The following is a 19,769-nucleotide window of genomic DNA, read 5'->3' on the forward strand; positions in this document are numbered from 1 at the left end:
CTGTTCGGAGTCGTCATGCCCACACTCAAACTTTACGATTATCTGCCTTCGCAGAACGCGTGGAAAATCCGCGTGCTGCTGGCGCAGCTTGGTTTGCCATATCAGCAAGTGCTGGTAAGCATTTTTGAAGGGCAGGGCCAGACGCCTGAGTTTCTTGCGATGAAGTCGAGCGGCGGCGTGCCGGTGCTGGAAATCGCACCGGGCGAATATCTGGCTGAGTCGAACGCGATCCTTGCTTATCTCGCGGAAGGATCGCGTTACTTGTCGATGGATCGCTTGCAGCGCGCTCGCACTTTTGCGTGGCTATTTTTCGAAAGCGAAATGGTGGAGCCTAATATCGGCTCGCTGCGATTCTGGACCTTGACCGACAAGCTCGCCAAGCGGGATCCGGCGCTGATCGCAATGAAACGCGCCGGTGGCACACGCGCACTGGCGAGCATGCAACGGCATTTGCAGGATCGGAAGTTTTTTGTCGACGAGCGCTGCAGCATCGCCGATATTTCGCTGTATGCGTATACCCATCTGGCTGCGGATGCAGGTTTTGATTTCGCGGTTTATCCGGCGGTCGACGCATGGATAAAACGCGTACGTGAGCAACCTGGCCTGGATGAACGCGTGTACCCGTACTCGATCGACCCGCATTCGTTCAAGGAGCTGCGCGAGCGGCTGTTTCGCGCGCGAAGGATGTATGTGATTGGACCTGACTCTCGACGGTAATGTTGTAATACAAGACCTGCCTCCTAGTCTCACTCGTGGAAAATGGGTTCGGCACAAGGATTTCGCTTGGCCGTGCATCGTGGGCCACAACGAATTTCATGGCGCGATGGGAGCATTCGTTAGCGCGTTGCTGGGACAAGAATTTCATGACACTTCTTTTGTGAATTCACGTACTAATCGGTGCGGGTCGCTGTCCAAGTGCGTGCTGAACCAGCGGCATCAGTTTGGCGAAATCGAACGCCAGCGCCGCGCCGGTTCCGATGACGATCGCCAGCAAGGCAAGTCCGAGCGGGGGACGATCAAACTGGAATAAGCGCTCAAGCATGGGGATAACAATGCATGCTGCCGCCACGGTGCTCGCGATGGCCGTCACTATCCAGTAAGCGCTATGCCCAGGCGCGAACAAGTGGGCCAAGGTCGAGCCGCGAGTACCGAGTACGCGTACCAAGGTCAGGTTCCCCGCAGTAAGTGCAATAAATGCCAACGCACGCGCGCTTGCTACATCTATTTGTGCAGATAAGGCCGCAACGTAGATGCCGAATGTCGCCGCCAACAGCACAGAGCCTTGCAGTAGTGCGAGACTGAGTTGCGGCAGCCCGATCAAGGGATCGTTCGCTGCGCGCGGCGGCTGCTGCATGATCTGCGCTTCGGCCGGTTCGTTCTCGAAGGCGATGGCGCAGATCGGATCGATCACCATTTCGATCAAGACCACATGCAACGGCAACAACAGCGGCGGCAGACCGACCAGTAGTGGCAGCAGGGACAAACCGGCGATCGGGATATGAATTGCCGCGATGTAGATTGAGGCTTTGCGCAAATTATCGAAAATGCGCCGACCCATTTTGATGCCTGCAATCAAATGGCCTAAATCATCTTCCATCAGTACGACAGCGGCCGCCTCGCGCGCGACGTCGGTGCCGCGACCACCCATGGCAAGGCCGACATGCGCTGCTTTCAACGCCGGCGCATCATTAACGCCGTCACCAGTCATCGCCACGATTTCGCCGTTGGCCTTGAATGCTTCAACGATGCGCAGCTTTTGCGTCGGACGAATACGCGCGAAAACACGCGTGTGTTGGACCAGCGTGCGCAGTTGTGTTTCGTCCGCTTGATCGATTTGCGTACCGGTGACGGGTGGCGTGGTGCAGTCGATCCCCGCTTGTTTTGCGATCGCCATTGCGGTTGCCGGATAGTCACCGGTGATCATCGCAACGGAAATACCTGCTTCACGTGCGGCTGCGATCGCTAGCTCGGCCGAGGCGCGCAAGGGATCAGCGAAAGCAATTAGCCCCTGCAACACAAGGCCAAGTTCGCGGGGATCGTCTGGCAGCGCTTCAGTGCGAGGTATGCCACTGGCAAGCGCGAGCACACGCAATCCGCGCGCCGCGTTGCGTTCGACTTCGCTCAACAGTTTGTCGCGTTCGGGTTTGGCAAGATGGCACAGGTCTGCGATTGCCTCGGGCGCGCCTTTAGCGAATGCACTGCTGGTGCCGTCGGCATTGCGCCATACGCATACGATCGCGGAGCGTTCGGGGGTGAGGCCGTATTCACGCTCCACTACTGCCTCTTTCGTCGTTGCCGATGTGTTGGTGCGGATGGCATCGGCCAGACGATGCACCGCGGTGTCCATCGGATCGTTGGAACTGCGTGACGAAGCGCCGGCTGCGCTATGCATCAGGTTCGCAAACGATTCGCTCAATGTGGTTTCGTCACCGCGAAGGTCCATCGCGGTAGCGTCGGTTGCGAGCGCGCTGACGCGCATCCGGTTCTCGGTCAAAGTGCCGGTCTTGTCGACACACAGCGTACTGCATGCGCCAAGCACTTCGATCACGGCGGTGCGCCGTACTAGCACATGCACACGTGCGAGCCGCCGTGCACCCATGGCGACGAAGATGACGAGGATCATTGGAAACTCTTCTGGCAGCATCGACATGCCCAGCGCAATGCCAGACAAAACGCCCTGCAGCCACATGTCGCGACCCAGTCCGTAAACCAGAACAACGCCTGCGCTTAAAATCAATGCAAAAATGGCGAACAACCGAACAAGGCGGCCAAGCGAACGCTGCAGCAGAGTCGGCTCGGTATCGATCGACGCTAGCAATGCGCCAATTCGGCCTGCCTCGGTGTGAGCTGCGGTGGCTACTACCTGTGCGATGGCACGCCCCGCGGTGACGAGGGTGCTGGCATATACAAAGGCATGCTCGCAGGACTTGCTGCTGGCGCTAATCTCGGTGAGTTTGTCTGACACACGCTTGGGCACGGGAACGGACTCTCCCGTCAGCAAAGATTCGTCGACGCTCAGCATTTCCGCGCTGCGCAGCATGGCGTCAGCGCCGATGCGTTCGCCGTCAGCGACAAGCAACAAATCGCCAGGCACTATGTCGCGCGCCGCGATGCGCTGCTCGCGCCCGTCGCGCATGACGCGCGCCATCGGTGCGGCCAATGCTCGCAGCGCTTCCAGCGCGTTCTCGCTGCGCCGTTCTTGCACCACGACAAGCATGATCGAGAGTGTGGCGAATCCAATCATTACCAAGCCTTCGCCGATGCCACCAATGACGAGATAGACCGCGGCGGCCAGCGCAAGCAATAAAAACATAGGCTCGCGCAGTACCCCGACGACAATGCGTGCAAGGTTGCGCCGAGGCGCGTGCGGCAATTCGTTGGCACCGTATTGCTGCCGCAACAAACTGACTTGTTCCGCAGTCAAGCCGGTCAATGGCGTCGGAGACGAGAGGAGCGATTGCGGGATATCCATATAGACAACGCCGTTAACATGAGAGTGGATGACCTGCATCGGGTGGTTGCCGCTGGCCAAGCAAGTCGTATGTTTGGGGGCCGGCGTATGCATCACTTGAGTTGAGTCATTCGGGTCGGGGCTGCGTCCAAATTCAACGTGCTCAGCGAGTTCGCGCATGAGCTGTTCGATAGTGGTTTTTAATTGATGCGCTTCGCTTGAAGAGAGCGGGCAGTCACGATTGTGGATCTCGCTGATAACAACGGCTCATTATGATGGTGCACGCTTGCCTGCGTTTCGTATGTTCGCTGACGCACATAGCGGAAGCGTGCGCAAACGTACAGACCCACCACCGCCTGAGGTATAGAGTGGCGAGTGAATCAGAAACGTTGCGATCCTTTCCACGGACGGCTTCACGTGCAGAGTTCAAACCATGAGCACCAACAATCATAGCGATCACAATAGTTCTCCCTCTCGTCCTGACTGGAAATCGGAGGTCGTCATGGCAGCACCCCCCAACCGCTCCGACGACTTGGTCGCGCCGATCAGCTACGACAGCAAAACGATTTGGCTGCACTGGATTACTGCGGTGCTGGTAGTGGCACTTTGGTGTCTTGGTGAGACGATTGACTGGTTCCCTCGTGGCACAGGTCGAATTGCGGCGCGCAGCGTCCATATCTGTCTTGGCATCTCGCTGGGATTGATCCTGTGTTACCGCCTTTATTGGCGAATTTTTGCTGGTCGTCGTTTGCCGCTTGCAACCTCGGGATTGATTCAAGCCTTATCGACGCTGGTGCTTGTCGCGCTCTATGCAACGTTGTTCGGCACCGTCGTGCTCGGTGTGGCCAATGCGTGGATCCGTGGGGATACGCTGTTCAATCTGTTTACGATCCCGGCGTTTGATCCGGGCAACAAGGCTCTACGCGAGCAAGTCGAAGACCTTCACGGCTTGTTTGCCAACGGTTTGTTGATACTGGCCGGTTTTCACGCTGCAGCAGCGTTGGTGCATCATTTTCTGCTGCGAGACAATGTTCTGCAGCGCATGCTCCCAACTCGACGGTGAGTTGATCGATGCACGCTGCTTGAGTCGCACGCACTTTTTCGCGCTGAGATGACGACGCTCCGGCGCCGAGGTCGCAAAGTTGCGGCTGGCAATCATTCGCTTGGCATGTTTGCCAACGGCTCGCGAGGTACCGAAAACGGCAACGTATCTGGCCCGATCGCGCCGCCGGAAAGCAGAAACGCCATCGCCTGATCGACGCTCCAGTCGACCGCGATGAGTTTGTCGAGCGGCACGATTTCGAGATAACCGCCGGTTGGATTCGGTGTGGTCGGCACATATACCGCGGCCAGATCGCGACCGGCGTTGTCCTGAAATACGCGGGTGACAAACCCGATGCTCTTGAGTTCGGGTGACGGAAAGTTGATCAACACCACGCGTTGAGTGCCGGTCGGTTTGTTCTGCATCAGCGACATCAGTTTTTTAGTGCCGCCGTAAATCGAATGCACCAGCGGAATGCGCGACATCAGATTGTCGAGCGCGCTAATCAGGCGTTGCCCGATCACGCGATTGCTGGCGAAACCGATCACGTACAACGCGACGATCGTGCTGATGAACGCGAGGATCGACTGCAGCCACATGTGGTTGAGCCAACCCGCCGCGCCGGGGAACTCGCTGCTCAAGCCGGCGGACAGCGCCGCCACCCACGGTGTGCTCACCTCGGACAAAAACGAGAAGATGAACTTGAACACCAGCCACGTCAGCCAGAGCGGAATGAACGTGAGCAGACCGGTGATCAGATAACGTTGGACATAAAGATTGCGCATGGATTGGGGCTCGCAGACAAGGGCACATCATAACGTGACGTGCACCGGAGGTTTGGTCGCCGGTGCATGCTTTCAATTGCGTCATCCGCCAACTGACCGGAAATCAGACAACTTGCGTCGCGCCACCTGCAGCGTTGTTGCTGATCCGCGGTGCTGTGGCATCATCGCAAACAGGGTTGTTTTATCGGGACAGCGGGGAGACGCAAGCCAGTTATGTTCACGCATAAGGAGCTGCAACGATTCAATCGTGCCGTACTCGCGGTGCATACCTCGCGCACGCCGGATGATTTTCCGCTGCACCTGTTGCAGATGTTGCGCTGCGTTGTCGCGGCGGATATTGCTGTGGTCGATTGGGCGGGTGCGGTCAACATTCCAGTGCGGACTTTGTACGATCCTGGTGATGCGATTTCCGGCGACGTAAACACGGCTGTGCATCGCCATCTCGACGACAACCCGATGTATGGCAAACGCCAGCTCGCGGCGAGCAGTATTTCGGATCACCTGACACGCCGGCAGTGGCATCGCACCGCCTTGTATGGCGAGGCCTATGCACAGGTCGGGCAGGAGGATGGTCTCGCGCTGGATATTCCGCTTGGTGGTGCGGGATTCCTTTCGCTCAATGTCACGCGTGGCCAACGCGGCTTCGCCAGCAGCGAGCGCTTGGCGCTGAGTCTGCTCGGGCCGCATGTGCGTGAGGTGTATCGGCGCCTGCAGGGCAATGTGCGTCTGGCGCGTGCGCTGGATCTTGCGCATGCTGGAGAAAACGCGGCAAAGATCAGCGCACGCGAAAGCGACGTGTTGCGCTGGGTCACGCTTGGCAAGAGCAATGCTGAAATCGCCGATCTGCTCGGTATTCGCCCCGGCACGGTCAAACGCCATCTGGAAAATCTGTACGCCAAACTCGGTGTGCAAAGTCGGCACCAGCTCCCGCGACAGCTCGCCCAAGTCTGACGGCAAGCCTCGGAAAACCCTGTTTCTGTGCAGTCCAATGTGCCGTCGGCACATTGCGGCGCGGCGCGCGTTGCCATAAAAAATCGCGCATCGTTTGGTTGCCGGGATACCGTGATATGCGCCAGTCATTTTTACCACGCTTGATTGCAACTGCTGGTCTCGGTTTGGGTATCGCGACGGCAAGCCATGCCGGCAGCACGATTACCGTAACCACGGGCGGCAATAGCGTCGACTTTGCGGCCACGGGCAGCGGTGCCACCACACTGGTGCGGCCCAGCTGGGATATGGTCGTGCAAACTGGCAGCGCGCAACCCAGCCCGAGTACCGGCGTGTGGGTTCCTGGCAGTGGCGCACCGAGCGTGGCGCAACTTGTTGCCGATCTCGCCACACGCGGCGACGGCAAGATCAGCCTGCGCGAAGCGATTGTAATCGCCAATGCCACGCAATACAGCGGCAGCGAAATCGGGCCGACCACGATCGTGTTCGATACCGCCGCGATGGGCGGCACACTCGTCACGCTCGATGGCCCGGATAACTGGTGGTACGGCCCGAATGGCCTGCCGCCGATCTATTCGAATATCGTCATCGATGGCGGCAGCGGCGTGACGATCCAGCGCATAAACCTTTCCAGTAACACGTCAAATCCCTTTCGCCTGATGTACGTGGCCGGAAAGTTTCACAATCTGGTCGATGGCAAAACTCCACCGGTGGGCGCACCCGCGTATACCCAGGGCAATCTCACGTTGCGCCATATCACTTTGCAGAATGGGCTGGCGCAGGGCGGCGACACGCGCTTGGGCGGTGGCGGTGCGGGTCTCGGCGGCGCGATCTACAGCCAGGGTCTGCTGACGCTCGATCAGAGTGTCGTTACCCAGAATCAGGCACTCGGTGGTGCGAGCGGACGTACGGATGGTTCTTACGCAAGCGCGGATTCTGGTGGTGGTCTCGGTGGGGCTGGCTCCAGTTTTTCAGGAGGAGGTATGCGTTACGCCGGGTTGAATGCCGATGGCGGTGGTTTTCTGTCGCAGCAACCGCGAGTCGAAGGCGGGCAGGCTTATCTGGATGCAACCGGTGGTGGGCTCGGCGGCAGCAGTCGTTTCGGTGGTAATGGCGCTAACGGTAGTCAGCCCAAGACAGTCGTTTGCAGCACGTTCGCTTCGGGCGGCGGTTTCATATCGAGCGCCACGGCCACCAACCGTGGCGATGGCGGTGGCTATTCTTCCAAATGCACGGGCGGCGGTGGCGGCTTTGGTGGTGGCGGTGGCGGTTATCCGTATTTCACGGCCAATCTAGGCGGCGGTGGCGGCGTGGGTGGTGGTGGCGCGCTGTATTCAGATGGCGGTTATGGTGGTGGTGGTGGGCTGGCCGCGTATGGCGGCTTCGGCGGCGGCTCGGGCGTAAACATAGGTGCGTGGGGCTTCGCAGGCGGTAGCGGCGACCCGAGCTTTCTATCGCGCGGCGGCGGCGGTGCCGGTCTGGGCGGCGGCGTGTTTAATCACACCGGCACGCTGACAGCGAAGAACGGCAGCAGCATCAATACGAACCTTGCCGTGGGCGGCAGTGGCTACGGCGGCGGCGGCGGTTATGGCGGCGGTGTGTTCAATCTCGATGGGCAGGTGCTGATCGACGCGAGCACGATTACCGGCAACACGGTAACGGGGGGTGGATCTTCTGGGGGCGGCATCGGTGGGGCCCGCGGCGGCGCGCTCTACAATCGCTACCAGTCTGAAGACGTCGGGGTCGTGGATCTGGATTTGTATCGCAACACACCTTTTTCGCCCAGCCTGACTTTGGTCACGCTGCGCAATGCAACACTGTCGGGTTCGATCGGTGGTTTCGATTGTTTTACCGATGGCGGCATGCGTCAGGAAAGCGGAGCTGACGAAGTCTATGTCGGCTACCTCAAATTCGAAGGCAACAACACGATTGCGACGGATTCAGCCGGCATCAATTCCTGCGGCAACTTCAATCACAGGGGCGTGCTGTTCACGTTCTCGATAAAGGACGATGGCGCCGGAGATTTCAATGCACAAGGCTGGCTGGCGACGAACTCGCTATTCCAGCAAAACCTGCGCGCGGCTGCTGCGATCTGGGCGCGGGAGTTCGATATCGATGGTGTGACCCTGCGCGTGCTGGTGCAGGCCGACAATAGCGTGCCGAGAATGTCAGGCGGCGCATATCCCGGTGCGAGTCTGGGCACGATTGCCGGCTTGAACGAAATCGAACCCAGCAGCAGGAGCAAACTCCGCCTCGGTGCGTCACCGGCACGCCCGTATGACCTTCGCATAAGTGTGAACACGGCGTTTGTTGTCGCCAACTACTGGCTGGATCCGACCCCGCTGGATCGCAACGACAACGCTATTGCCAGCAGCAAGACCGATCAGGTTTCGATCGTCTTGCACGAGATGGAACACGGCCTCGGCATGGACAGTTATCGCAGCTTCGCTGCAGACAGTACGTACGGAAAATTCGTGCTGGAAAATATCAATCTGCTGGATGTCCTCACGCAACTGGCCAATCCCTCCGATCCGACCAGTGCACCCTACTTTATCGGTGTGCAAACCGAGGCTGCTTTCAGTGGCAGTCAGGTGCCGCTGGCGCACTGGGGGCCGACCTCGCCGAATGTTGGCTCCGATTTCACCCATTTCGCTGCCACCTGCAGCAACCGTTTCGATACCAGCATCGACAAACGTCTGCGTTATGCGTTGATGTCCAATTGCCCGGTTCCCACCGACGGCACCTACAATACGATCACCCCCCTGGATCGTGGCGTGCTTCGAGATATCGGTTATCCACTCGTGATTTTTCACGACAATTTCGAACTGCAGAATACCGACGCCTTGACCCATCCCTGAGTTGTGATGTGCAACGCAGCGACACGCGCTTGCCGCACCCTGCGCGCATCCGAAGGCGTCGGACGGAGCCACAATCGGCGCCGATGAAGCAAACCACATCCTGGGGTGTTCCAGCGCGCTGCCTGTTGTCCTGTTGCCTTTGCTGCGCATGGGTGAGCGCCTGCACCGTGCGCTAAACTCCTCGCTTCGATTTTGCACATTCGGAGCAATGACATGATCCAGGGGCTGCGCACCGTCATCTATCCCGCACCAGATCTGGCGCGCGCAAAAAACTGGTACACCGAGGTGCTCAGCGTCGCGCCATATTTCGATGAGCGGTTTTATGTCGGTTATGCGGTCGGTGGATTTGAGCTCGGCCTGATTCCCGATGGCGAGCCGGGCGCGAGCGGCGCGATGGTGTATTGGGGTGTGGCCGATGCCGATGCCGAATTTGCTCGGCTCGAAGCGCTCGGCGCGCAGGTGCATGAAGCGGTCAAGGATGTCGGCGGTGGCATCAAGGTAGCGACGGTGAAAGATCCATTCGGCAATCTGTTCGGCATCATCGAGAATCCGAATTTCAAACTGCAGGATGTGCGTTAGATCATGACGAGCAAAATCATCAAGAGCCTGTGTGTTTATTGCGGCTCCAGCATCGGCCGCACGCCGGCTTATGCAGAGCATGCACAAGCGCTCGGTCGCGCATTCGCGCAGCGCGGCATCCGTCTTGTATACGGCGGCGCGAGCGTTGGCATCATGGGCGTGGTCGCCGATGCTGTGCTCGAGGCGGGCGGCGAGGTGATCGGTGTGATTCCTGCGGCGCTGGCCGACAAGGAGATCGCGCATCACGGCCTAACTCAATTGCATGTCACCAAATCCATGCACGAACGCAAGGCGTTGATGGCCGATCTAGCCGATGGTTTTATCGCGTTGCCGGGCGGCATCGGCACGCTGGAAGAAATCTTCGAAATCCTGACGTGGGCGCAACTCGGATTCCACGAAAAACCCTGCGCGTTGTTGAATGTCGATGGCTACTACGATGCGCTCACGACGTTCCTCGATCACAGCGTTGCCGAAGCGTTTGTGCAGCCCCTGCATCGCTCGATGCTGATCGTCGAGCGCGATGCCGACGTATTGCTCGATCGCTTCGCGAACTACGTGGCGCCGGCGGTCAAGAAGTGGGTTGGTCGCGAACAGACGTGAACCGCGACGAGATCGTTCGGCGTGTAGCAAATTGTCGGATAAATCAGAACAACAGCGACGCCATCTTGCGCCGATAGCTGCCGACCAAGTCTTCGTCGTCGAGTATCGCGAACGCTGCCAGCAGGCGTTTTTTCGCGATGCCGTCGCTGAAATCGCGCTTCACGCGCAGGATGTGCAGAAACTGATCGAGGCCCGCGGCGGCATCGCCACTCAGCAGCAGCCGTACGCCGAGCATGTCTCGCGCGGCGAAGTCGTCGGGGTTTTTTTCGACACGCGCCTGCAAGGTCGCGAGATCCGGCGCATCTTTCAGCGCCTGTGCCAGGTCGAGCTGGCTGCGCAGACGTTTTGCTTTGCTGTCGGTGGAAAGATTTGCCGGCAAGGCATCGAGTTCGGCCTCGGCACTTTCGGTATTGCCGGCCTGCATCAGTGCGATGGCGAGATCGAGCTTGAGTTCGGATTTGTCCGGTTGCGCGGCGATTTCCTGCTGCAGCCGTGCGATTGTTTCCTCGACGGATTCGGCGGGAGTTGCAGCTTCCGGCGGTGCATCAGGATCATCGGCCAAGGTCGCATCGGCATCCGCGGCGACGATATTGTGGCGCGCAAGAAACTCGCGAATCTGGCCTTCGGGCAACGCGCCCATGAAACCATCGACCATTTGGCCGTCCTTGACCAGCACCACGGTCGGCAGGCTGCGAATGCCGAACGCGCCGGCCAGCTGCGCTTCGACATCGGTATCGACCTTGGCGAGTTTTATCGCGCCGTTGAAATCCGCGACGATTTTTTCCAGCATCGGACCGAGCGTAAGACACGGCGCGCACCATGGTGCCCAGAAATCGACGAGTATTGGTTGCTGCAGCGATGCCTGCAGTACATCGGCTTCGAAATTGGCTTGGGTGGCGTCGAATACAAGATCGAGTGGCGGCATGACGGATTCCGGCGGAAGTGTGTCGCCAAGGATGTAGGCGATTGCCGGTGCGTTCAAGAGTTGTATTGTTGCGAAAGATAAATCGCCACTCCCGCTCGTGCGGGAATGGCGAGAAAAACTCCTATCAGTAACCCAGCAATTCCTCGCCTTGCGCGACCGACGGCGCAGTCACCTGCGCCTGCGTTTCGGGTGTGACTGCGTTGCCGTTATCCTTGTAGATCTTGCCGTCTTTCATGACGAAACTGACTTTTTGCATCAGCTTGATATCGTCCAGCGGATTGCCTTTTACTGCGATCACGTCAGCGAAATAACCGGCCTTGATGCGGCCGAGTTTGTCGCTCTTGTGCAGCAATTCGGCGGCATGCGTGGTCGCAGCTTGCAGCACGTACAACGGCGGCATGCCGGCATCGACCATGTAGACGAATTCGCGCGCGTTTTCGCCATGCGGATAGACCGCTGCATCGGTGCCGAATGCGATCTTCACCCCTGCCTTGTAGGCACGCCCGGCAGTGGCCTGAATCATCGGGCCGACCTGCGCGGCTTTGGCCGCAACTTGGGCCGGGTAATAGCCAGGAATCTTGGCTTTTTCCTCGACGTATTTGCCGGCGATGATGGTCGGCACATACCACGTGCCGTGTTCCTTCATGAGCTTCATGTCGGCATCGTCCATGAAGGTGCCGTGCTCGATCGAATCGACGCCGCCGATCACCGCGCGACGGATCGCTTCGGCACCGTGCGCATGCGCCGCGACGGTGAATCCGTAGTCGTGCGCAGCGGCGACTACCGCCTTGATTTCCTCGATCGTCATTTGCGCGTTATCGACGCTCGCGCTTTCATCGAGCACGCCGCCGGACGGCATGATCTTGATCAGGTCGGCGCCATCTTTGTAATGCTGGCGCACCGCTTTCCATGCTTCGTCGGCACCGTTGATGATGCCGTCCTTCGCGTGCGGGTCGCCCTGCAGATCGGCGCGATAACCGTCGGTGCCGTCGGCGTGGCCGCCGGTGGAACCGATCGCGCCGCCAGCGGTGAAAATTCGCGGACCCGGCACGATGCCCGCGTTGATCGCGTTGCGCAGCGAGATCGAGGCGTTGTCGCCGTCACCGAGGTTGCGCACAGTGGTGAAGCCGGCTTGCAGGGTGCGTTGCGCATACACTGTGGAGCGGATCGCGTAGTCAGCAATATTCCAGCGGAATTGATCGGTGTAACCGGTCGGGCTGGTTTCGCCCGTGAGGTGGGTGTGGCTGTCGATCAGGCCCGGCAGGCAGGTGAGCCCCGGCGTATTGTGAATATTCGTCGCCATTTTGGTGGCATCTTCTTCTTTCATGTGCCCGGGCCGGACCTCCATGATCAGCTTGCCTTCGGTGATGATGGTGGTTTCACCGAGCATTTTTCCGGTATCGATATCGAGCAGGTTCGAACAGTAGAAAATCGTCCGTTCCGCGGCGCCCGCAGTAGCGGAAGCAAACAAGGCGGCAAGCGATACCGACAACAACAACGGGCGCAGCATCATGGTGAATCCTCCGGCAAAGGGTTCGTGCATCATAACCGCGAGCACAGTGCGCGCTACTGGACGAAAGTAACGCTGAGCCGCAATCGCCACATGCTGCGCCGCTTTCGACAATCGGGTTCGTGCTGTTACACAATGTCGGTGCAATCGGTAATCACGCCGGAGAATGGCACGTGTACGTAATGGCAATTGATCCTGGAAATACTCAGACGTCCGCGGTGCGTCGAGGCAAGTCGCATGACCCACGCTTCACCGCAGCGATAATTCCCACCAACGCGCTCGATTGTCTGATGCAGATCGCCGAAGAACGCGGCGTGGCGACAGGTGCATGGTTCAACGGCCTTGCGCTCACGCGCGCGCAACTCAACGATGCCGCAGTGCGCGTGTCGTATCGCGAGGCTAGCTTGATCATCAAACGCGCCATGCGTGCATTGGCGCAGAATTCGCTCGGCCTTGATGTCGGGCGGCGCCAGAGTGTCGGCACGTTCGGCGTACTGGGTTTGGCGATGATGACGGCGCGCACGTTTGGCGAATCGATGCAGATCGGCATCGAGAATCATCAAGTGGCCGGCTCGATGATGGAAGTCGGTTTCGATGTCGTTGATGCAAATTCCGTGGCGATGGTCGCCGAGCCGCGTTTCGTCGATGGCGAAATCCTGCCATTCCTGTGCGAGGAATTGTTCATCAGTTCGCTGATGGTCTCGCGCGCGCTGGTCGGGGCGAATTTTCATCCGCGTTATGTCGAATTCACATATCCGCAACCGGCCTGGGCGGACGCATATCGCGAGACATTCCAGTGCGAAGTGCGTTTCGACATGCCGCAGAATCGCGCGGTAATCGATACATCGTGGATGAGTTACGAATTGCCGACGCATCATCCGGTCAGCGCGCAACAGGCGCTCGGTTTATGCCGCCAGATGCGCGCGAACGTGGCCGGGCCGCAACCCGAAATCGTGGTCGCGGTGGAGCGCATGCTGCGCAGCCGCTTGCACGAAAATCCCACCGTCACCGAAGTCGCGCAAAGCCTGCATCTGACCGAACGTTCGTTGCGCCGTCACCTTGCCGCCGGTGGCCAGATCTTCCGCGATATGCACGATCGCATCCGCACCGAGCGCGCCCTCGAACTGCTGCGCGACGGGCGCCATACCGTGAGTGAAATCGGCAGCGTGATCGGCTTCAGCGATGCGCGCGAATTTCGTCGCGCCTTCAAACGCTGGACCGGGCAGTCGCCTTGCACGGTGCGCGAGATGCGTTAACGCAGGACGTCGCGCAATAAAATCGATAGCCAGAAGTATCCGTCACCCCAAATATTGGCCACCCGATAGCAGCCGCTACTCACAAATAGCCGTCATCCCAACGCACGCTGGGATCCAGCTCTTGAAGCATTTGCCGCCTTGTAAGCTGTCGATTTTTGCAGCAGGCCATGGCAGCACTGGATCCCAGCCTACGCTGGGATGACGCCTTCTTACGTTGTGATTTCGTTTGCATCCGTGCGTGCGGTCGCATTCATGCGCGCTACTGCATCCGTAAGCGCGATTACGGCAATAAATCCTGCGCCAAAACCAGCGTGACCTGCCGTGGTATTCCCGCGCGTTGCGTCGCCAGCGTGATGGCGGTGCCGGCGGGGCGCTGCGCGACACGTTTCAGATCATCCAGGCTCATCGCGCCGGCGCGCACGCCATCAATGCTGGTCACAACATCGCCAGGTTCCAGCCCGGCGTCGGCCGCAGGGGACTTTGCTGCGACCGTGGCGATGACGAAGCTGTCGTGTTCAGTGCGATCGAATCCGAGTCCGCTGCGATCGCCCGGTGATAGCTGCGCGAAGTCACGGCCGCGCTCGAGAAAAATCTGGTGCTGGGCATAATCGAACGTGACCGCGAATCGCGACAGGATGCCGTGGCCGATATTGCCCGCCAGTACGCTCGAGGCGAATTCGCCAGCCTTGGGCGCGGCGAATGTCGTGAGCGGTCTTGATACCGAGTAAGGCCCGAGCGAAAAACTGCGCAGACGGGTGAGGCTGTTGGCGGTTTTGCCGCCGACTCCGCGCGCCTGCACCGCCAGCGTCGCGCCGCTGGCAGCGATGCCGTGGGCAGCGGCAAATGGGCCGAATACGGTGAGTTCGCCGGCGTCGCCGCTGTCCAGCGAAAAACTGCCTTCGACGCCGTCCACGCGCGCTTTTACTTGCGGTGTGCGATCGTCGAACACGATCGGCAATCGCACACCGCTGCCCTGGTAATGGAATGTGGCGCTGGGCACGAACGTGAGTTGCAGTCGATCGTAATCGATGCGCGTGGCGAAGCGCCGCAGCAGCTCATAACCGAGCAGGCCGGCGATCGGCGTGCGCGTGCCGCGATCGGTCAGCAATCGCGGCAGATCAACGATCAGAAAGCGTTGCTCCTGCAGCGTTACGGCGCCGAGTGTGTAGGCCTTTACCTGCGCTGTCTGCATCGATTGCACGGCTTCGCCGGCGCCGCGCACGGCCTGGTTGCCGGCGCCGGCGATACCGAGCTGGCGCGCCGCGTCGGGCGTGAGCAGATTCAGTCCACCAGTATCTAGGATGAACGGCAGCGGTGGCGCGCCGTCGATGCTGACGTTGACCAGGACTAGCCCAGCGTAGAGTTCAAACGGCACGATCGCGGAGTCGGCACCAGCTGCGATCTGCGCGTCGTGCGCGGACGAGATCGGCATGACGAAATGCGCATCGTCGGCGTGTCGGAGCACCGCGTAATGGCGCACGTGCGTGACGCTGTCGTATTGCGCCTCGCCATTGCTGCTGCGCTGGGTGTGTGCAAGCAACACACCGGACTCGGCGCGGTAGTCGGAATAATACGTCGTGGTTGTGTCGCCGCTATCGCCGTGCTGCACCACGCGATCGAGCAAATGGCTGCTCGCGTCGAGCCAGACCTCGAATGCCGCGCCGCCTTTCGGTGCGATGCGCAGGATCAGAAAATCGCGTTCGTGCTCGCGCTGGGAGGCGACGAATTCGAAACGTGCAGACTGCGCCGTCACCGCGTCGAACCAGCCGTTGCGCGCGATGTAGCGATCGGTCGGGGACTGGCGTGCGGTCTGCGCCGATTCGCGTATCGAGACCAGATTCTTTTCGTCGATAAGCCAACTGTGCCGGCCATCGAAACCCTCGCCGCTGCGCTCGCCTTCCATATCGTAGTAAGCGGCGGCGCGACCGTTGCGCAAATCCTGGCTGACCTGGGTGTGGCCATGTTGTCCGCCTTGGTCGGTATCCGCGTCGTAGTCGATTTCGGCGATGCCATCCCACGCCGCGCCGCCGCTGGCTGCTTTCATCGCGGCGAAGATCGCGGAGGGATCGCGACTGGCGGTGCCGCTGACGTGCATCGCCGTGGGTGGGCTCATGCTGAACATGGCGGCCATCGCGAATGTGGGGATCTTGCAAATCATGGGAATCTCCGGCAGGGTGAGCGAACCCACACTTTAGGATAAAAGTTTATTGTTTAACAGTAAACTTTATATACTTAACAATGAATATTGATTGTGTTAGAGCCAAACGCATGGCGCGCTGGCTGCGTTACGCTGTTCTCTTGATGATGATCGCGACGGTGCTCGGCAATGTGCTCGTGGCATGGCCGGATACGCCGCAAGCGGCCGATGCGCGGATCGCGCTCACGACCCAGGTGCCGGAGGCGCTGGCCGGTCATCGCTGGCTTATCTTAATCGATAGTGTGGCCGTATCACTGATCCTGCTGCTGGGTTTGTATCGTTTGCTGCGGCTAATGCGTTTGTTCGAGCAGGGCGATTTTTTCAGTCGCGCCGCGGCGTTGCATTTGCGCGCGTTTGCGCTTGCATTGTTGTTGAGCACGCTGGCAAGTTGCCTGATGCCGGGCCTGGAGCTTCTCATCGTGCGCCTGGCTGGGCTGGATGCGCCGACCTCGATCAGCTTCTCGATCGATAGCGCCGACATCTGGCTGATCATGATCGGTGCGGTGTTTTTCATGATCACGTGGATCATGGGCGAAGCGCGGCAACTGGCCGAAGACAACCGGATGATCGTCTAGCGTCATGGCCATCGTCGTCAATCTCGACATCATGCTCGCACGGCGCAAGGTGAAATCGCGTGAGCTGGCCGCGCACATCGGCATCACTGAGCAGAATCTGTCGTTGCTGAAATCAGGCAAAGTTCGTGGCATCCGTTTCGGCACGCTCGAACGCATTTGCGAATATCTCGACTGCCAGCCCGGCGATCTGCTCGAGTTCCAGCCGGGCGGTGCGCAGGTGGAAGATACGGACGCGTTTTGATCCTCGCGCGAGCGCGCATCGCGATCCCGACGCTCGCCGAAATGGTTTTGCGACAAGCGCGGCCGCACATCCTGCGCTTGATGCTGCCATACCCGCCTGTCGGAACAACGGGCGTCGGCGCCGATGTCGCAGGAACATTTGTCTGACGCCGGGTTCTCCATACGCCCGCGCATCTTGTCCGCTTTGCCCCCCTCTCTGCCGCGTTGCCACCCTTTACGATAGTGAGGGTTTTGTTGAGACTGGCATTGCGTCGTCAGGTGGTGAGATCGACATGGCCTGCTCCAGGTGCGTGGCGTGTCGGGCTTGTGCGACGCAACCCTTTCGCTTTGGAGTTGCAACATGCGCAAGCTCGTTCTCGCCGCACTCGTCGTCACGCTCGCTGGCTGTGGCCGCGGCGCTGAAGAAATCAAGGCGCTGACCGCCGATGAATCGGCCTATCAGAAACATTTGCAGGAACAGCTGCTGGATGCCAAGCCGGGTAGCGTGATCGAGATTCCCGCCGGCAAGCACCGTTTCGATCGCGGCCTGACCCTGCGTGTCAACGGCGTCACGATCCGCGGTGCCGGCCAGGACAAATCCATTCTTTCGTTCAAAGGCCAGGTCGCCGGCCCCGAGGGTATGTTGGTCAACGCCAGCGATTTCACGATCGAGAATCTCGCGATCGAAGACAGCAAGGGCGATGGCCTGAAGATCAACGATGGCGAGAACATCACGATTCGTGGTGTACGCGTCGAATGGACCGGCGGATCGCAGACCACCAATGGTGCGTACGGTATCTACCCGGTGAAAACGCGCAACGTGCTGATCGAGGATTCGATCGCGATCGGCGCATCGGATGCGGGCATCTACGTCGGTCAGTCGAACACCGTGATCGTGCGCCGCAATCGCGCTGAGCTCAACGTCGCCGGTATCGAAATCGAAAACACCATCAACGCCGATGTCTACGAAAATACCGCGACCAAAAACACCGGCGGCATCCTGGTTTTCAACATGCCGAACCTGTCGCAGCCCGGACATTCAACGCGCGTCTACAAGAATCACGCAGTGGCCAACAATACCGGCAATTTCGCCGCAAAAGGCGCAGCGGTCGCGAGCGTGCCGGCGGGTTCCGGTATCGTTATCAATTCCAATCCGCTGGTCGAGATTTTCGATAACGACATCGCCGACAACAAGACTGCCAACCTGATTATTTCGAGTTATTTCTCGACGGGCTACATGAACAAATACGGCGTCGCGGAAAACTACGATCCGTATCCGAAGGGAATTTTCATCTACGACAATCGTTTCTCGGGCGGTGGCGATTCGCCGGACGGGCTCGACTTGAAAACGCTGAAGACCGCGATGTTCGGCATCACCGGACACTTCCCGAATATTCTGTGGGACGGTTACGTCGATACCAAAACTTTGGTTAACGGACTACCGCCGGCTGAGCAGCGCATCTGCATCCGCAACGGCGATACCGGTATCCTGAATGTCGACGGCCCGAACAAATACGACAAGCCAAGCACCGACATGGCGCCGTTCCAGTGCGAGCTCACCAAACTGCCAGCGGTCACGCTACCGGCCAAGGCGTGAGCGAAGAAAAAATGCAGCATGCGGCACGTTTTTGCGTGAATACGGCGGCAGCATTCGTGCTCGCCGCGGCGCTGGTCGCGTGCTCGCAGGCGCCAGCGCCAGTGGTCCCGGTGACGTTCCACGCCAGCGGCAGTCCGGCGCATTTGAGTGACTGGCATGTCACCGCTGCGCTGGACGGAAAACTTCAGCTCAATGCCGATGTTGTGCCGTACGATTTGAACACACCGTTGTTCAGCGATTACGCGCACAAACTGCGTACGATCTGGATGCCGAAAGGTGTTGCGGCAAAATACGATGCGGCGCAGACCTTCGATTTTCCGGTCGGCACGATCATCACCAAGACGTTTTATTATCCTCTGCCGAAAGGTGCGGCGCGTGATGCCAAGTCGGTGGCGCGCAGCTACGATCAATCGCGCGATTTTGCCGGCTCGGGTCTCGATCTCACGCAAGTCCATCTGATCGAAACGCGCGTACTGGTTCGCCGTGAAAGCGGCTGGGCGGCGCTGCCTTATGTCTGGAATGCGGATCAGACCGATGCCGAACTCGCACGCACCGGCGATACCCAAGCACTGGAGCTGGTCGCCGACGATGGCACACGCGAACCGTTCACATATGTAGTGCCGAACGAAAACCAGTGTGCCGGCTGCCACGGCACCGACATGAAAAATCCTTCGTTGATCGCACCAATCGGGCCGAAGGCGCGGCATCTCAATCGCGATTACGCTTATGCCGATGGCCGCGAAAATCAACTCGCGCATTTGACGCGGCTCGGTTATCTCATGGGATTGCCCGAAGCATCCGCCGTGCCACGCAATGCCGACTGGCACGATGCCACGCAGGATGTCACGGCGCGCGCGCGCGCTTATCTCGATATCAATTGCGGCCACTGCCACAACGCAAACGGTCCGGCCAATACCACGGGATTGTCGCTGGATATTTTCACCGCGCCGGATCGACATCTCGGCCTGTGCAAACCACCGGTTGCGGCGGGTCGGGGTACTGGCGATCACAAGGTCGATATCGTGCCCGGCAAACCGGATGATTCGATTCTGCCGTATCGCATGAATTCCAGCGAACCGGCCGTGATGATGCCGGAGCAGGGACGCAGTACCATTCATCGCGAAGGTATGGAATTGATTCGCGCATGGATCGCGGCATGGCAGGGGAATTGCGATGTGGCGTCGTGATCGATAAAAAATCTCAGGCAACACGCATGATCCGCGGGTG

At 59.4% G+C, this 19,769-nt stretch carries 16 protein-coding genes; 11 read left to right on the top strand and 5 right to left on the bottom strand.

The window, feature by feature from the left end:
* Positions 1-15 precede the first annotated feature (15 nt).
* Positions 16-717, top strand: a complete 702-nt coding sequence (locus ELE36_RS06180) for a glutathione S-transferase family protein (RefSeq protein WP_129832239.1) — start codon at positions 16-18, stop codon at positions 715-717.
* 166 nt (positions 718-883) lie between these two features.
* Here ELE36_RS06180 and ELE36_RS06185 read toward each other — a convergent pair whose 3' ends face one another.
* A complete protein-coding gene (locus tag ELE36_RS06185; protein ID WP_207215877.1) occupies positions 884-3,472 on the bottom strand; it encodes a cation-translocating P-type ATPase in 2,589 nt (862 codons plus the stop codon).
* A gap of 412 nt (positions 3,473-3,884) precedes the next feature.
* Here ELE36_RS06185 and ELE36_RS06190 point away from each other — a divergent pair, with 412 nt between their 5' ends.
* Positions 3,885-4,514: a cytochrome b gene (locus ELE36_RS06190; protein ID WP_207215878.1), complete on the top strand. Its 630-nt coding sequence runs from the start codon at positions 3,885-3,887 to the stop codon at positions 4,512-4,514.
* Positions 4,515-4,606: 92 nt separating this feature from the next.
* Here ELE36_RS06190 and ELE36_RS06195 read toward each other — a convergent pair whose 3' ends face one another.
* Positions 4,607-5,278 carry a DUF502 domain-containing protein gene (locus ELE36_RS06195; protein WP_129832241.1) on the bottom strand — a complete coding sequence of 224 codons (672 nt, stop codon included), beginning with the start codon at positions 5,276-5,278 and terminating at the stop codon, positions 4,607-4,609.
* Positions 5,279-5,491: 213 nt separating this feature from the next.
* Between ELE36_RS06195 and ELE36_RS06200 the strand changes: the two genes are divergently transcribed.
* From ELE36_RS06200 to ELE36_RS06210, 4 genes are all read left to right on the top strand, one after another.
* On the top strand, positions 5,492-6,229 hold the full coding sequence (locus tag ELE36_RS06200; protein WP_129832242.1) for a helix-turn-helix transcriptional regulator: 738 nt from the start codon (positions 5,492-5,494) through the stop codon (positions 6,227-6,229).
* 116 nt (positions 6,230-6,345) lie between these two features.
* Positions 6,346-9,084: a hypothetical protein gene (locus tag ELE36_RS20290; RefSeq protein WP_165371498.1), complete on the top strand. Its 2,739-nt coding sequence runs from the start codon at positions 6,346-6,348 to the stop codon at positions 9,082-9,084.
* Positions 9,085-9,297: 213 nt separating this feature from the next.
* Complete coding sequence (locus ELE36_RS06205) at positions 9,298-9,663, top strand: VOC family protein (RefSeq protein WP_129832243.1); 366 nt, start codon at positions 9,298-9,300, stop codon at positions 9,661-9,663.
* Positions 9,664-9,681: 18 nt separating this feature from the next.
* Positions 9,682-10,263, top strand: a complete 582-nt coding sequence (locus ELE36_RS06210; protein ID WP_207215925.1) for an LOG family protein — start codon at positions 9,682-9,684, stop codon at positions 10,261-10,263.
* A 43-nt stretch (positions 10,264-10,306) separates the two neighbouring features.
* Here ELE36_RS06210 and ELE36_RS06215 read toward each other — a convergent pair whose 3' ends face one another.
* Both ELE36_RS06215 and ELE36_RS06220 read right to left on the bottom strand, forming a co-directional pair.
* The gene (locus tag ELE36_RS06215) at positions 10,307-11,188 is read right to left on the bottom strand and encodes a thioredoxin family protein (protein ID WP_129836680.1); all 882 of its coding nucleotides are present in this window, start codon (positions 11,186-11,188) and stop codon (positions 10,307-10,309) included.
* Between the two features lie 124 nt (positions 11,189-11,312).
* Positions 11,313-12,701, bottom strand: coding sequence for a metal-dependent hydrolase family protein (locus ELE36_RS06220; RefSeq protein WP_129832245.1), 1,389 nt, complete (start codon positions 12,699-12,701; stop codon positions 11,313-11,315).
* Positions 12,702-12,880: 179 nt separating this feature from the next.
* On the opposite strand from ELE36_RS06220, the gene ELE36_RS06225 reads away from it, so the two are divergent.
* Entirely contained in the window at positions 12,881-13,954 is a 1,074-nt protein-coding gene (locus tag ELE36_RS06225; protein ID WP_129832246.1) for an AraC family transcriptional regulator, read from the top strand.
* 280 nt (positions 13,955-14,234) lie between these two features.
* Here ELE36_RS06225 and ELE36_RS06230 read toward each other — a convergent pair whose 3' ends face one another.
* Positions 14,235-16,112 (bottom strand): aspartyl protease family protein, encoded by a 1,878-nt coding sequence (locus ELE36_RS06230; protein ID WP_129832247.1) that lies wholly within the window; start codon positions 16,110-16,112, stop codon positions 14,235-14,237.
* A 110-nt stretch (positions 16,113-16,222) separates the two neighbouring features.
* On the opposite strand from ELE36_RS06230, the gene ELE36_RS06235 reads away from it, so the two are divergent.
* The 4 genes from ELE36_RS06235 (at position 16,223) to ELE36_RS06250 (ending at position 19,729) form a co-directional block, all read left to right on the top strand.
* Positions 16,223-16,726 carry a DUF2975 domain-containing protein gene (locus ELE36_RS06235; RefSeq protein WP_165371499.1) on the top strand — a complete coding sequence of 168 codons (504 nt, stop codon included), beginning with the start codon at positions 16,223-16,225 and terminating at the stop codon, positions 16,724-16,726.
* 4 nt (positions 16,727-16,730) lie between these two features.
* The gene (locus ELE36_RS06240; RefSeq protein WP_129832249.1) at positions 16,731-16,967 is read left to right on the top strand and encodes a helix-turn-helix domain-containing protein; all 237 of its coding nucleotides are present in this window, start codon (positions 16,731-16,733) and stop codon (positions 16,965-16,967) included.
* Positions 16,968-17,306: 339 nt separating this feature from the next.
* The gene (locus ELE36_RS06245; protein WP_129832250.1) at positions 17,307-18,542 is read left to right on the top strand and encodes a parallel beta-helix domain-containing protein; all 1,236 of its coding nucleotides are present in this window, start codon (positions 17,307-17,309) and stop codon (positions 18,540-18,542) included.
* Positions 18,539-19,729, top strand: a complete 1,191-nt coding sequence (locus ELE36_RS06250; RefSeq protein WP_242512374.1) for an SO2930 family diheme c-type cytochrome — start codon at positions 18,539-18,541, stop codon at positions 19,727-19,729. The genes ELE36_RS06245 and ELE36_RS06250 overlap by 4 nt, the downstream gene beginning before the upstream one ends.
* Positions 19,730-19,769: the final 40 nt, after the last annotated feature.

It is taken from the genome of Pseudolysobacter antarcticus, from assembly GCF_004168365.1.
Classification (GTDB): domain Bacteria; phylum Pseudomonadota; class Gammaproteobacteria; order Xanthomonadales; family Rhodanobacteraceae; genus Pseudolysobacter; species Pseudolysobacter antarcticus.